The sequence below is a fragment of the Pseudoroseomonas ludipueritiae genome (assembly GCF_014490445.1).
GTDB classification, from domain to species: Bacteria; Pseudomonadota; Alphaproteobacteria; order Acetobacterales; family Acetobacteraceae; genus Pseudoroseomonas; species Pseudoroseomonas ludipueritiae.
The window spans coordinates 1-13,723 of record NZ_JACTUZ010000005.1; the positions used below are offsets into that span (position 1 = coordinate 1).

Annotated in this window: 12 protein-coding genes; 3 read left to right on the forward strand and 9 right to left on the reverse strand. The window is 67.8% G+C overall.

The window, feature by feature from the left end:
* Both IBL25_RS02625 and IBL25_RS02630 read right to left on the reverse strand, forming a co-directional pair.
* On the reverse strand, positions 1-652 hold a 652-nt coding region (locus IBL25_RS02625; protein ID WP_456315847.1), incomplete at its 3' end, for a hypothetical protein.
* Positions 653-796: 144 nt separating this feature from the next.
* A complete protein-coding gene (locus IBL25_RS02630; RefSeq protein ID WP_187777010.1) occupies positions 797-1,840 on the reverse strand; it encodes a hypothetical protein in 1,044 nt (347 codons plus the stop codon).
* Between the two features lie 260 nt (positions 1,841-2,100).
* Here IBL25_RS02630 and IBL25_RS02635 point away from each other — a divergent pair, with 260 nt between their 5' ends.
* Positions 2,101-3,348 carry a cytochrome P450 gene (locus IBL25_RS02635; RefSeq protein WP_187777011.1) on the forward strand — a complete coding sequence of 416 codons (1,248 nt, stop codon included), beginning with the start codon at positions 2,101-2,103 and terminating at the stop codon, positions 3,346-3,348.
* A gap of 71 nt (positions 3,349-3,419) precedes the next feature.
* Here the strand turns inward: IBL25_RS02635 and IBL25_RS02640 are convergent, their stop codons facing one another.
* From IBL25_RS02640 to IBL25_RS02660, 5 genes are read right to left on the reverse strand one after another with little or no spacing between them, the layout of a single operon-like run.
* Positions 3,420-4,331 carry an HpcH/HpaI aldolase/citrate lyase family protein gene (locus IBL25_RS02640; protein ID WP_187777012.1) on the reverse strand — a complete coding sequence of 304 codons (912 nt, stop codon included), beginning with the start codon at positions 4,329-4,331 and terminating at the stop codon, positions 3,420-3,422.
* Positions 4,328-5,578, reverse strand: coding sequence for a CaiB/BaiF CoA transferase family protein (locus tag IBL25_RS02645; protein ID WP_238940169.1), 1,251 nt, complete (start codon positions 5,576-5,578; stop codon positions 4,328-4,330). The genes IBL25_RS02640 and IBL25_RS02645 overlap by 4 nt, the downstream gene beginning before the upstream one ends.
* Positions 5,565-6,665 (reverse strand): ABC transporter ATP-binding protein, encoded by a 1,101-nt coding sequence (locus IBL25_RS02650; protein WP_187777013.1) that lies wholly within the window; start codon positions 6,663-6,665, stop codon positions 5,565-5,567. The genes IBL25_RS02645 and IBL25_RS02650 overlap by 14 nt, the downstream gene beginning before the upstream one ends.
* Positions 6,658-8,382, reverse strand: coding sequence for an ABC transporter permease (locus IBL25_RS02655; RefSeq protein WP_187777014.1), 1,725 nt, complete (start codon positions 8,380-8,382; stop codon positions 6,658-6,660). Before IBL25_RS02655 ends, IBL25_RS02650 begins: the two co-directional genes overlap by 8 nt.
* Positions 8,383-8,386: 4 nt before the next feature.
* The gene (locus IBL25_RS02660; protein WP_187777015.1) at positions 8,387-9,502 is read right to left on the reverse strand and encodes an ABC transporter substrate-binding protein; all 1,116 of its coding nucleotides are present in this window, start codon (positions 9,500-9,502) and stop codon (positions 8,387-8,389) included.
* Between the two features lie 137 nt (positions 9,503-9,639).
* Here IBL25_RS02660 and IBL25_RS02665 point away from each other — a divergent pair, with 137 nt between their 5' ends.
* Both IBL25_RS02665 and IBL25_RS02670 read left to right on the forward strand, forming a co-directional pair.
* Positions 9,640-10,293 (forward strand): GntR family transcriptional regulator, encoded by a 654-nt coding sequence (locus IBL25_RS02665; protein ID WP_187777016.1) that lies wholly within the window; start codon positions 9,640-9,642, stop codon positions 10,291-10,293.
* A 113-nt stretch (positions 10,294-10,406) separates the two neighbouring features.
* Positions 10,407-10,931: a hypothetical protein gene (locus IBL25_RS02670; RefSeq protein WP_187777017.1), complete on the forward strand. Its 525-nt coding sequence runs from the start codon at positions 10,407-10,409 to the stop codon at positions 10,929-10,931.
* Here the strand turns inward: IBL25_RS02670 and IBL25_RS02675 are convergent.
* On the reverse strand, positions 10,879-12,408 hold the full coding sequence (locus tag IBL25_RS02675) for an amidase (RefSeq protein WP_238940170.1): 1,530 nt from the start codon (positions 12,406-12,408) through the stop codon (positions 10,879-10,881). The two genes, IBL25_RS02670 and IBL25_RS02675, sit on opposite strands and share 53 nt — an antisense overlap.
* A gap of 187 nt (positions 12,409-12,595) precedes the next feature.
* A complete protein-coding gene (locus IBL25_RS02680; RefSeq protein WP_187777018.1) occupies positions 12,596-13,432 on the reverse strand; it encodes an IclR family transcriptional regulator in 837 nt (278 codons plus the stop codon).
* Positions 13,433-13,723: the final 291 nt, after the last annotated feature.

Sequence of the window (13,723 nt, forward strand, 5' to 3'; positions counted from 1 at the left end):
CCTGCTGGCGCTGCGCCGGCGGCAGGCGCGCCGCCGTGCTCTTCAGCACGCTGCGCGCGGCGAGGCCGGCGACGATGGGCAGCGCGCGCGTGTCCCGCGCCGCGAGTTCGGCCACGGCTTCGAGCGCGTCCTCGGTGCTGGCACCTTCGGCGCGGAGCTTGCCCAGCACATTGGCGACAGCCGCCGCGCCCTGTGCCGCGGGATGCGGAATGAGCTGAAGGATGGGAGCCGCACCGCGGGCGATCTTGCCGACGATGGGCGCGGCCTTCTTGATCAGCCGTGCCGCGCCGCGCACGAGGCCGCCGAGGAACTCATCCTCGCTTTCGGCACCCAGCATCGAACCGACGGTCTGGCTGACACTCTCCTCAGCCTCCTCGGCGCTCATGCTGCTGCCATCGCTGGCGAAGTCGGCGAAATCCCCGGCATCGGCCATATAGGGATCTGCGGCATCTCCGTATTCGCCAAAGTCACCGGCATCTCCGTAATCGCCGAAGTCGCCAGAGTCCCAGGAATCGCCGAAGTCTCCGGCATCGCCGAAATCGCCGTAATCGCCCTGGTCCTCGCCGGAGGGCCCGGCCTCCAACTGGTCGGCAGGTCCCTCCGATGTGGCGTAGGCGAGATCTTGCAGGGCGTCGTTTTCTGGGCTCGCCATGCTCCGCACTCCTGTCGGTGATCACCGCCCCCGGCTTTTGCCGATTGATGGCGGCTCGGATGCAGGAAGCTAGATCGCGATCGCGTTCTGTAGCAGTCAGCCCGATTCGTTAATGCATTTGCGTTAGGGGCCTGCCGCTGTCGCTTACAGACCTTGCCGTGATATGCGGCGGTAAGCACGCAGGCGCGTATGGAGCCGGTCCGGTGTGGCTGAAGCCAGAGCGGCATCGCCCAGAGCAATGAAGCCTTGGTCAAGCACCTGCATCACGCGGCGGGCCTGCTGCACGAGGGTGGAGCCCAGCGCATGCCCGCTTCCATGACGGCGATCCACATCACGGACGAAATCCAGCTCCGGAGACCCGATCAGCAACACGCAGCCGGGCCGGAGGCTTTCCAAAGCTTCGGCCAGCCACCCGTCCTCGGAGATAACCGGCCAGAGCATCAACACCGCCCGCCCCTTGCTCGCCGGCGAGGCCAAGGCGCAACGTGCGTCGCAACCGCGCAGCACCGGGCCGCAGCGCCCGATCCAGGCTCCACGGCTCTTGTCTGTCGCCAGGGCCTCGATGTCCGCGCGCCCCATGCAACGCGCCCAAAGGCCGATGCCCGCGCCAATCTCGATGATGGGTGCATGGCGCCGGATCAGGACCAGGGCCTCCGCGCCCGGCAAGGCATCCCCAAGCGCGGCAAGGCAGTTCGGCACATCCAGGACCATGCGCCACACTTCGGCCGAGGATAATGGCTCGCCGCGGTCAATAGCTTCGAGAAAACGAGAGCGGTGCGCCGCCGCCGCAGCAGGCAGCCGCAACCCGGGCAACCCCGCCACGCGCGCGGTGAAGCGCCGCGCGAGGAGCAGGCACTCGGCTTTCTCACGCAGCAACCGAACGGATGGCGATTGCCCGTGCGGGCCGAGCGAGGCGAGGAGGCGCAACAGCTCCTCGCCCGAGTGTTGCGCGAGGCCTCTGGCATCGGGCGACGCCACCTCGCAGCGCTCACCTATCCAGTAGAAGCTGGAGAAGCTCGCGAGACAGGCGCCTGTATTGGCCACGACAAAGCTGGAGGTGAGAAAAGACCGCCCCAGACGCAGCGGAGGAAGCCAGGGAACAGGCGCATGGATCAGCGCCGCATCGCCCTTCGGCTTTCCGTCATGGGCCGGCACCGTGGAAGGTATCCAGGACTCGCTTCCGTTCATCGCCCCAGCCTCCAGTTGAGAAGTCAGGGTTCGTGTTGGCCTCAGGCCCGGTAGCAGTCGATCATGGTGTCTAGAAGAACAGGGGTAATGGACGTCAAGCGAATTCAGAAGGCCACATGGCGACGGGCGAGAGCGGCCGTGTTTAACCGGATCTCAGGTGAACGCGGCATCCTGCGGCATGAAGCGCTGCGGTGCTGCGGCGGGTGGCAACCATCGCCGCAGTCATCGGGTTGGAACTGCCAACCTGAAGGAGGGAGCCCATGCCCGCTATCCTGCGCGCCGCTGGCGTGGACAATACCATCCCTTTTCTGCGGGAGGCTTATACCTTCATCTCGCGGCGCTGTGACGGGTTGGGTTCGGACCTCTTCAGCACGCGAATCATGCTAACTCCCGTGGTCTGCATGCGCGGCGCGGATGCCGCGCAATTCTTCTATGACGGTGGCCGCTTCACCCGCCAGGGCGCCATGCCGCAGACCGTGCTGCGCCTGTTGCAGGACAAGGGCAGCATACAGGGGTTGGATGGCGCCGCGCACCGCGCGCGCAAGGCCATGTTCATGTCACTGATGTCGCCTGACCGTATCTCTCATGTTGCCGAACTGCTGGAACGGCACTGGCATGTCGCCGTGGCACAATGGGCTTCCCGGCCAGAGGTCACGCTCCTGCCAGAGATCGGCCATATCCTGAGCCGCACCGCCTGCGATTGGGTCGGGGTGCCGCTGACGGAGCGGCAGGCGCCCGCCATGTCACGCGAGTTGCAGGCCATGATCCGGGGCGCAGGCCAGATCGGCCCCGGAACGCTGCACGCCCTGACGCTCCGCCGCCGCACCGAGCGGCGCATGCGGCGGCTGGTGCGGGATGTGCGGGCCGGCCGCGTGCAGGCAGAGGGGGATAGCCCCCTGGCCACCATCGCCCGTCACAGGGATATCGATGGCGCCGCCCTGACCGATGCCACGGCGGCGGTGGAGATCATCAACCTGCTGCGGCCCATGGTGGCGGTGAACCGCTTCATCACCTTCGCCGCTCTGGCACTGCACCAGCATCCCGCCTGGCGGCGGCGCCTGGCGGGGGATGAAGGTTGGCTGGAACCCTTCGTGCAGGAGGTGCGGCGCTTCTACCCGTTCTTCCCCGTTATCGGCGGCCGGGCGCTCATGGGCTGCGACTGGGGCGGACATCATTTCGCTGCCGGGGACTGGGTCATTCTCGACCTCTATGGCACCAACCATGACCGCCGCCTCTGGGAAGAGCCGGAGCAATTCCAGCCGGAACGCTTCAAGGACTGGCCGGGTCACCCCTATACCTTCATCCCCCAGGGGGCCGGTGACTTCATGACAGGCCACCGCTGCCCTGGCGAATGGATCACCATCGCCCTGATCAAGCGGGCCGTGCGGCTGCTGTGCGGCATGCGTTACGAGGTGCCGCCGCAGGACCTCAGCATCAGCCTCTCGGAGATGCCAGCGGCGCCGCGTAGTGGCCTGGTGATCAGCCAGGTTTGTGCGGCGGAGGCGTGACGGCCGGGCCGCGCTTCCCCATCGCGAAGCAATGGTGCCGGAGGCATGCTCCGAGCCGCGCGGCGCGCCCGCTATGCCGGCTGTTTCTCCGCGGCGACGCGGGCTGCGATCGCGCGGGCGCGCGCCACCAGGGCTTCGGCACGTTGCACGATGGGGATGTCGATCATCTTGCCATCCAGGGCAAAGGAGCCGCGCCCCTGTGCCGCTGCTTCGCGGTCCATGGCAATGATCCGCTCCGCCTTGGCCACCGCCTCGGCGGAAGGGCTGAAGCCCGCGTTCAGTGCCGGCACCTGCGCCGGATGGATGGCGGAGGCGCCGACAAAGCCGAAGCTGGCGGCACGCCGTACCACCTGCGTATAGGCCTCGATGTCGGAATAGTCGGCCACGGTGCCGATGGTGCCGAGCGCCATCAGCCCCGCTGCCTTGGCGGCCTGGAGGATCTGCAGCTTGGGCAGCATCAGCACCTCGGCCGTGGGTTCGCCGCCGATGGCGGTGGCATAGTCCTCCGCACCCAGGGAGAGCGCCACCAGGCGGGGCGTGGAGCGGGCGATGGCATGGGCCTGCGCCAGGGGACCGGGTGCCTCGACCAGTGCCACGAAGCGGATGCCGCCTTCCGGCAGCCCGCGCCGGATCTCCAGGCGGGAGACCAGCTCATCCAGCAGGCGCAGGTGGTCGGGGCCCTCCACCTTGGTGACCATGATGGCATCGACGCCGGGGATCACCGCCGCCTCCAGGTCCCGCACCGCGTCCTCCAGCGGCTGATTGATGCGCACCAGGATGTCGGATTTGCCATGCTGCCGCAGCCGCGTCACGGCCGCCTCCACCTTGCGGCGTGCCTCCGGCTTGTCGGCGGGGGCGATGCTGTCCTCCAGGTCGAGCTGGATGGCGTCGGCGCCACGCTCATGTGCGCGGGCGAGGAAGCGCTCCACATTCACCGGCACGAAAAGGCCGGAGCGCCAGACGGGGTGCGGGCGCGCGCTCATGCCGCCACCACCAGGCCGGAAGCCTGCGCCGCTTCGATCTCCTCGGCTTCGAGCCCCTGCGCTGCCAGAATCTCGCGGCTGTGCTGGCCAAGGCGCGGCGCTGGCGCGCGGATGGCCCCGGGGGTGCCGGAAAGCCGCGCCGGGATCGCGTGCATGGGGAATCGTCCCATATCCTCGTCAGGATATTCCGCCAGCAGGCCGCGCGCGCGGACATGGCGGTCCGCCATGAAGCGGACGATGTCGTTCACCGGGCCGATGGTCACCTCGGCGGCTTCAAAGAAGGCCACGTTTTCCTCCAATGTCTTCTGGGCGACAAAGGCGCCGATGATGGCGTCCAGTTCCTCGCCGTGCTGCACGCGCTGTTCGTTTGTGCGGAAGCGCGGGTCCTCCACCAGTTCGCCACGGCCGATGGAGCGCAGGACCCGTTCCGCCATGCCCTGGGTGGAGGCGGAAAGGCAGACCCAGCCGCCATCCTTGGTGCGGTACACGTTGCGCGGCGCGGCGCCGGTGGAGCGGCTGCCGGTGCGCGGCTTGGTCTTGCCGGTGAGGCGGTAATTCGCCGCCTGCGGTCCCAGCGCGGTAAACAGCGGGTCCAGCAGCGGCAGGTCGATCACCTGTCCCTTTCCGCCGCGCATCTCCACCTCGCGCAGCGCCGCCATGGTGGCGAAGGCGCCCGTCAGTCCGGCGATGGTATCGGCCAGATACATGGGCGGCAGCACCGGCTCGCGGTCGGCGAAGCCGTTCATTTCCGCGAAGCCCGCGAAACCTTCCACCAGCGTGCCGAAGCCAGGGCGGCGGGAATAGGGCCCGTCCTGCCCCCAGCCGGAGATGCGGACAATGATCAGCCGTGGCTCCAGCTTCAGCAACTCCTCCGGCGCCAGACCCATCGCCTCCAGTGTACCGGGGCGGAAGCTTTCCACCAGGACGGCGGCTCCTGGCACGAGGCGGCGGATCAGCGGGATCGCGTCCTTGTGGCGGAAGTCGAGGCAAAGGCTGCGCTTGCCGCGGCCATGCACCTTCCAGGCGGTTTCCACCCCGCGCACACGCCAGCCGCGCAGCGTGTCGCCATCGCGCGGCTCCACCTTGTCCACCGTGGCGCCGAAATCGGCCAGGTGCTGCGTCAGCGTGTTCCCGGCGACGAGGCGGGAAAGGTCCAGCACCCGCACGCCCTGCAATGGCCCGGGCGCGCCAGGGGCATAGTCGGCGCGGGGCAGGCCGCTGGCCCGCGTATCGTCAAGCGGCGACATCGGCGCCTCCCCGGAACAGGATGCCGCCGCTATGGGGCAGCCATAGATGAAGTTGGTCCTCCGCCGGAGGCTGGCGTGCTTCCAGCCGCAGGACGGCGCCGGCCAGTTCCAGCCCCACCTGCCACTGGCCGCCGACATAGGAGCGGCTGGTGACGCGTGTGGCCAGCACCGAGCCGCCCTCCATGCTGGCGCCGCGCGGCGCCACCTGCATCTGCTCCGGCCGGAAGGCGATGGTCACCTTGCTGCCGGCGGCGGCGGGACGCTCGGTGATGGCCTCCAGCCGTTGGCCATCGGAGAGTTCCAGCAGGGTGCGGCCGCCGGCGCCTGCCTCGCCCAGAACGCGGGCGGGCAGGAAGTTGGTGGTACCGATGAAATCCGCCACAAAGGGATCGGCCGGGTGTTCGTAGATTTCCTGCGGCGTGCCGATCTGCGCGATGCGCCCGCCATTCATCACCACGATGCGGTCGGAAAGCGACAGCGCTTCGATCTGGTCATGCGTGACGTAGATGGTGGTGAGGCCCAGGCGCGTGCGCAGCTCGGCCAGCCAGGCGCGGGCGCGGTCCCGCAGCTTGGCATCGAGGTTGGAGAGCGGTTCGTCCAGCAGCAGGATGGCCGGGCGGTAGACCAGCGTCCGTGCCAGCGCCACGCGCTGCTGCTGCCCGCCCGAAAGTTCGTGCGGGTAGCGGCCGGCGAAGCGCTCCATCTCCACCAGCGCCAGCACTTCCTCGATGCGCCGCTTCTGTTCCGCCCCTGGCACTTTGCGGAGCGTGAGGGGAAAGGCCACGTTGTCGGCCACCGTCATATGCGGCCAGAGCGCGTAGCTCTGGAAAACAAGGCCGCAGTTGCGCGCCTCGGGCGGCAGGTAGATGCCCTTCGCAGCGTCGAAATAGACGGTCTTGCCCACCTGGATGCGGCCGCCATCGGCGCGGTCCAGCCCCGCCACGGCGGCGAGGGTGGTGGACTTGCCGCAGCCCGAGGGGCCGAGCAGGGTGACGAATTCACCATCCGCCACATGCAGGTCCACCCCTTCGACGGCGGTGACGCCGCCGAAGCGCTTGGTCAGCCCCTGGATGGTCAGGTCAGCCATGCAGCTTCACTCCGAAGATGCCGCGCACGGCGGCGACGCAGATGGCGATCACCGCCACCTGGATGGTCGCCAGCGCGGCGACGAGACCGACCTCCCCCTGCACCCACAATTGCAGCAGCGCGGTGCCGATCACCTCGCTGCCCGGCGCGAAGAGGAAGATCGCGGTGGTGTATTCCTTGAAGAAGGAGATGAAGAGGATGGTGAAGCATCCCACCAGCGCCGGGCGCATCAGCGGCAGCAGGATGCGGCGGCTGGTGGTCCACCAGTCGGCGCCCTGCACGCGGGCGGCGCGGTCGAGGTCGTGGCTCACCTGCAGCAGCATGGGCGCCACGGCGCCGATGCCGGCCGGGATGAAGCGCATGGTGAAGGCGATCACCAAAATCCAGATGGAATTGCGCAGAAAGCCCAGGCCCGGCAGCAGCGCGAAGGCATAGAAGAAGCCGATGCCCGCCACCACGCCCGGCACCGCGCGCGGAAACAGCGCGAGGTATTGCAGGGCGCCCCGGAAACGGAATTCCGAGCGGTGCACGATGATGGCGATGAGCCCGATCAGCGCCGTGGCGATGGCGCCGCCCACCAGGCTGACCACGAAGGAATTCCACACTGCGCGGGAATAGACCGGGTAATCGAAGATCTGTGCGAAGTTGCCGGTGGTCAGCACTTCGCTCAGTGGGATCATCGGCGACAGGAAGGCCGTGAAGGCCCGCAGCACCAGCACGCCGATCGGCGCGATGACGGTGGCCATGATGTAGAGCGCGGCCAGGATGAACAGCGGCCAGCGCAGCCCGCCGAGGCGGAAGGGGCGTGGCCTTGTCGCCTTGCCACCGAGCGTGATGAAGCGTCGCGTATTGCCCAGCATCCGCCCTTGCAGCCAGACCAGGAAGCACACCACCGCCAGCATCAGCGCCGCCGCCGTCGCCACCAGACCATGGTCCGGCTTGGGCGAGGAAATACCATTGTTGAACAGGAAGGTTGTAAGGACCGTGATGCCCGCAGGGTCGCCGAAGATCAGCGGAATGGAGAGCAGTTCCAGCCCCACTGTGAAGTTCAGCACGGCGCTATAGGCGATGGCCGGCTTCATCAGCGGCAGCGTGATGCGCCACAGCGTGCGGAAGGTGCCGGCGCCGGAAACGCGCGCCGCTTCCTCCAGCGAGGGATCGGTGATGCTGGCGGAGGAGAGGCAGTAGATATAGGCCAGCGGTGCCTGCGACACCCCGGCGATGACCGCCATGCCGGTGAGGGAATAGAGCGTCCATGGCGCCTCCCCCAGCACGGATTGCCAGAGCAGCGTGAGGTAGCCGGAGGGGCCATAGACGGCATACCAGCCGAAGGACAGCACCAGCGCCGAGAGATAGAGCGGCCAGAGAAAGAACTCGCTCATCAGCCGCGCCAGCGGCAGGTCCGTGCGGCCGAACAGGATGGCGGCCAGCGTGCCCACCACCTGGGCCACCAGCGTGGTCAGCGCCGCCAGGATGGCCGTGTTCAGCAGCACCAGGCCGAAGCCTTCGGTGCGGGCCAGACGGGCGAAGTTCGCCAGGGTCAGGTTGTACTCGGCGTCGTAGAGCGCGCCGTCGAGCACCGATTGCAGCAGCACCGGCAGCAGCGGCCCCGCCACCAGCACGAGCACCAGCAGCGCGGTGCCGTACTGTATCGGCACAGCGCGCGGGATGGCCGGGGGCGCGGGTGGCGCCTCCGGCCGGGACATGGCCAGGCTCATGGGCTCAGCTCACGCCATAGGCCTGCTTCCAGCGGTCGATGAACGGCTGGTACTGCTCCAGGATCGCGGGGTTGTAGTCGATGAAAGCGATGTTCTTCTCGCCGCCCACTGCCTCGCTGATCGAGCTGAAGGTGTGGCGGATGCCCTCGCCGGGCCGGATATCGGGCCGTGCCGGGGTCAGCCCGCCACGGCCGAAAGCCGTCTGACCCTCAGGCGAGGCGATATAATCCAGCATCAGCTTCGCCGCATTGACGTTGCGCGCGCCCTTCGGGATGGCCATGCCGCGCAGGATGACGAGCTGCCCGTCCTCGATGAAGTTCCAGCCCAGCACGCGGGCGCGCGCCGGGTCATTGAGCCGGGGCCAGAAGGTGATGGCCGAGACGAACCAGCCGGCGGCATATTCACCCGAGGTCACCTTCTCCGTCATCGGGCCGCCGGAACGCTCCCACCGCGGCTGGGTGGGAGCGATCTGCTTGAACCATTCCCAGGCCTGGTCGCCATGCTTCTGCGCGAAGCCGAAATTGGCCGAGTAGCCGAAGCCGCCGAAATGCGCGCCATAGCTCGTCAGCTTGTTGCGCCAGCGGCTGCGATTCTCCTGCGCCAGCGCCGCGAATTGCGCGAAGCTCTTGGGCTGCTGTGCCTCCGGCACCAGCATCTTGTTGAAGATGAAGACCAGCGGATCGGCCGAAACGGTATAGACCCCCGGCCAGGGTTTCGACCACGCCGGCCAGGATGCCGCCTCGGGCGACTCATAGGGCATCACCTCGCCGCGCTGCTGGAATTCGATCCAGCCCGAAGGGTCGGCGGTGGCCAGCAGGTCGGCGGTGCGGCTGTTGGTGCCGCGCTCGGCCAGGTAGCGCTCGAAGACCTCGCGCGAATTCGGCAGGTCCAGCGTCTCCACCTTCACCTTGGGATAGCGGCGGTTGAAGCCTTCCAGCACAGGCCGCCAGTTCTCGGCCGACATGATGGAATAGATGAGCAGGCTTCCTTCCCGCTCCGCACCCGTGACCACATCGCTGTAGCCCTGCGGGTAGCTCGCGGGGGCGCCCTGCGCTCGCGCGTGGTTCGCCAGGATCAGGGCAGGCAGAGCCAAGGCGGTGCGGCGACCGATCCGGATCATTCCGTGTTTCCTTCCCTCATGGGCCGTCCCTGCATCGTGGCTCGACCCGTTCTATTTTTGGCGCAATAATTGGCGCCAATAGGCTAAGCGGGCCTGCGAGCCCGCCGCAATCTTTTTCGCCAGGACACCACCAGGAAATGCCACGCTCAACTCAGCCCAAGCGCCATCTCGCCGCCGAGATCGCGGCGGCCATCCGCTCCGGCGCCTATCGTTCCGGCGAATGGTTGCGGCAGGTGGACCTGGAGGAGAGCCTGGGTGCCACGCGCTTCGACATCCGTGCCGCCCTGGCGGAACTCGCGCTCCGGCAGACGGTGGAGCATGTGCCGAACCGGGGCTTCCGGGTCGCGAAGCCGGACCGGCAGCGCCTGAGGGACATGCTGGCCGTGCGGGCGCTGCTGGAATGCGAGGCGGCCCTCTGCGCCCTGCCGCACCTGGACGAAGCCGCGCTACGTCTGCTGGGGGAGAAGGCCGATGCCTTCGACAACGCGGTGGCGGAGGGCACCACCACCAGCCAGAGTGCCACGAACCTCGACTTCCACGACACGCTCTACAGCTTCGCGCCGAACCGCGCGCTGGTGGAGGTGGCTGCCGAAACCCGGGACCGCGCCCGTCTTTGGCCCGTGGTGCTCTGGCCCTCCGTGCGTGCCCTACGCCGAAGCGCGGAGGGTCACCGGGAGATTCTGGCCGCGCTGCGGGCCGGAAATGCCGTGCGAGTGGCGGAGAGCGTGCGGGCGCATATCCTTGGCTCCGCGGCCAATGACCCTGATCTCGACGGCGCGGCGCCGGAATAAGCCCATGCTGCGTCTCTTCCCATCGCGCTGGCCAGGGCGAGCGCCCTAGTCCTCCGAGCGATGGAGGCCGGCGAGAATGGCCTGCCGCCAGGCCCTGGCCAGACGCTGACGGATTGCAGATTCTCCAGCATCCAGCGGGCGAGTGTCGTTCTCCGTGCATCCATGTGCTGCCGTACCGTCTTCCGTTGCAGGAGGCGAAGGCGGTATTGCTCCAGCAGGCGGCGCATCGCACTCAGGTTCTCGAAGGCGCAGATCTGGTTCGTGATGGCCTTAGCGTCGGCGGCGCTTTCCTCGAAAGCCTCGACCAGCGGGTGGTCACCGCGCCGCAGGATCTCCACCCCGGCATCCCGCAACTGCCGCAGGATAGCTTCAAAGGCGCAGGCGTCATTGAGCATGGCGTGGCCTTCGGATTCCATGACGATGGGCTGCGCCGGCTGCACCGCCGCCGGTGGGGCCGAGGGGCCCGAGAGGCCCGACATGCCGGGATCACCGCCCACGCGCTGGACGATCTCGATGGCGGCCTGCCACATATCCTGCAGCGCATTGGCGTGGACGCCCGGCGTGGCCTGGGAAAGGCCCTGCCGCTCACCCCGGTTGATGGCGCCCTGGGTCGGCTTCAGCGCGACGTTGTTGAGTGACCGGAAGGGGGCAGGGGTGCGCCATCGACCTGCTCGCCTCCTCCAGCAGGTCAAGATCCGGCACAGGCCTGCCGAAGCCGGGCAAGTCCTGGAACAGCCGTTCCAGCGCCATGGCGCAATCGAGCGTGAAGGCATCGGCCCCGCGCGGCCCGACCACCTGCAGCCCGAAGGGCATGCCATAGTCATCCAGCCCGCAAGGGATGCAGATAGCCGGGTGGCCGGTGATGGAGATGGCAAAGGTGATGCCAGAGGTGTCGAAGTACCCGGACAGCGGCATCCCTTCCATCTCGGTCGGATAAAGCTGGGTCTTCGGGAATGGCGTCAGCGCCTGGCAGGGCAGAAACAGCAGATCGTGGCGGGTGAAGAAATCCTGGAAGGCCCGGTAGATCCGTGTCTGCTCCATATGCGCCTCGGCAAGGTCAGACAGGGTATAGGTCAGGCCCTCCTCATAGTTCCCGCGTGTATTGGCACCAAGAAGCTGCGGATCCCTTTCGTAGTGGCTGCGGAATGCTGAAAGGAAGTTGACGCAGCGAATGACGCGATAGGCGCGGTTCGCGCCGGCCATGTCAGGGTTCTCCTCGCGCAGGCCAGAGAAGAGGCCGGACAGCGCCGCCATGCGCGCGGTGAAGACGCGGGCTATGCTGGGTGCCACAGGCGCGAAGCCGAGATCGGTGGAGAAAGCCACCCGCAGGGATGACAGGTCCTGCGGCCGCCGCAGTGCCACATCTTCGCCCCCGGCCTGCGGCGAAGCCATGGGGTCGATGCTGCTGCCCCGCGCCATGGTGCCGAGCAACAGGGCGGTATCGGCGACGTTGCGGCCCATCGGCCCCTGAACCGACAGCACCGACCAACCCAGCCGCCGCTTCTCCGAGGGCACCAGGCCGGGCGTCGGCCGGAAGCCGACGACCCCGGACCAGGCCGCGGGCTTGCGGAGCGAGCCGCCGGTGTCGGAGCCGGTGCAGAGCGGCAGCATGGAGGCCGCCAGGGCCACGGCCGAACCGCCGCTCGACCCCGCGCAGGAGAGCGCGGGATTGAAGGCATTGCCGGTGGGCCCATAGACCTCGTTGGTGGTGTTGCCGCCGGTGCCGAACTCCGGCGTGTTGGTCTTGGCCAGAATGATGGCGCCCGCGCGCCGCAGCGCCGCAACCATCTGCTCATCCCGCGCTGGCACATGGTCCTGGAAGATGGGCGAGCCATAGGTGGTGCGCAGCCCGGCCGTGTCGTTGAGATCCTTCACGCCGACAGGGAGGCCGTGCAGCGCGCCGAGCTTGTCGCCGCGCATCACCTGCGCCTCGGCCGCGCGTGCTGCCTCCAGCCCCGCCTCGAAATCCGTGGCCACCACGGCATTGAGGACGGGATTGACCGCCTCGATGCGCCGGATGCAGTCGCGCACCAGCTCCACCGGGGATATCTGGCGAGTTCCGATCAGCCGCCGCAGCTCAACCGCAGTCAGGTCGCAGAGAAGGGTCATAGGCATCCGGTCCCGATTCTGATGGAGGCGCGGCGCCTTCCGCATCCACCGTGCACAGCGCCCGCTGAATCGCAGCATCCACTGCCGGTTTGGAGTAGCGGCGGTGGTTGGTGACACCCGACCACAGCGACGCTAGATCCCGTGGTCCGCCCCACTCAATGCAGAATCGGATGCAAATTCCGGCTTGCGGAATTCACTCCCGGCCGCCATGCGCGGGAGAGGGGATATGCCCGTTCAGGCGGGAAAGTGCCGCCGCGCGCCGCATGAGAAGTCCAGCGAGGCGGCTTTCGTCGGCGTCGCTGAAGCGCGCCCTGGGCAAGGTGATGCAGAGGTCGCCGACGATCCTCCGGTTGGCGCCGAAGACCGGTGCGGCGATACCTACGGCTTCCCGCGTCTGTTCGCCGCACGTCAGCGCATAGCCCTGGGCCCGGATCTGGGCGAGCCGCTCCGCCAGCTCCCTGCTGCCCGGCGGCGTGCGGCCGTCGAGGGGTGAGAGGTCGCCGCGCCGCAGCACCCGCTCCATCGCCTCCTGCCCCAGCCAGGCCAGCAGGCACAGCCCGGTCGCGCCCCAGAGCAGGGAACGGGAATGGTGCATCCGGATCTGGTAGGGCACTGGCGCTGAGGCGGGAGCCTTCTCCACGAACATCATGGTCAGGGTCTGGGGCAGGAGCATGCCCAGCATGCAGGTCTCGGTCGTCTCCCGTGCCACGTCCTGGACCACGGGACGTGCAAGGCGCAGCACACCGGCCCTGCGGGCCACGAGGGCGCCGATCCGGCTGAACTCGTTGCTGATACGATAGCGCCGTCCTGCCGAGCGCTCGATCAGCCCGGCCGTGACGAGTTGGTCCAGCAGCCGGTGCAGCGTGCTTGGCGCCAGCGCCAACTGGTGCGAAAGGTCCTTGATGGAGGCGCTTTCTCCACCTTCCGCGAAGGCCCGGAGGATATCGGCCACACGTGACACGACGCTGGCGCCGGCGGCGCTGCTCTCCGGATGATCCGCCTTCGAATCCCTGTTGCCCTTCCCGGCCATATTTCAATCCGCCAGTTGTTCAGATCCAGCATCTCCCAGTGCGGAAGCTTTCAAGATCCTGGCGGAAAAGGGAAGTTGATAGAGGGATCTCCCCTCGAAATTCGCGCGGTAATTTTGAGTCGTGCTGAATGGACGCAGGTGGGATCTGCAAAACATCCACGGCGTTGCGGTAATTGAGATCCTGTCCAGGAAAACAGGATAACGCGCCGGGCGATGCGTTGAGCGCTGCATGCGCCCAACGCTGCCGGGGCCTTTCGCAGCCTACCGGCCTCAGCCGGCGGCTGGTTCATC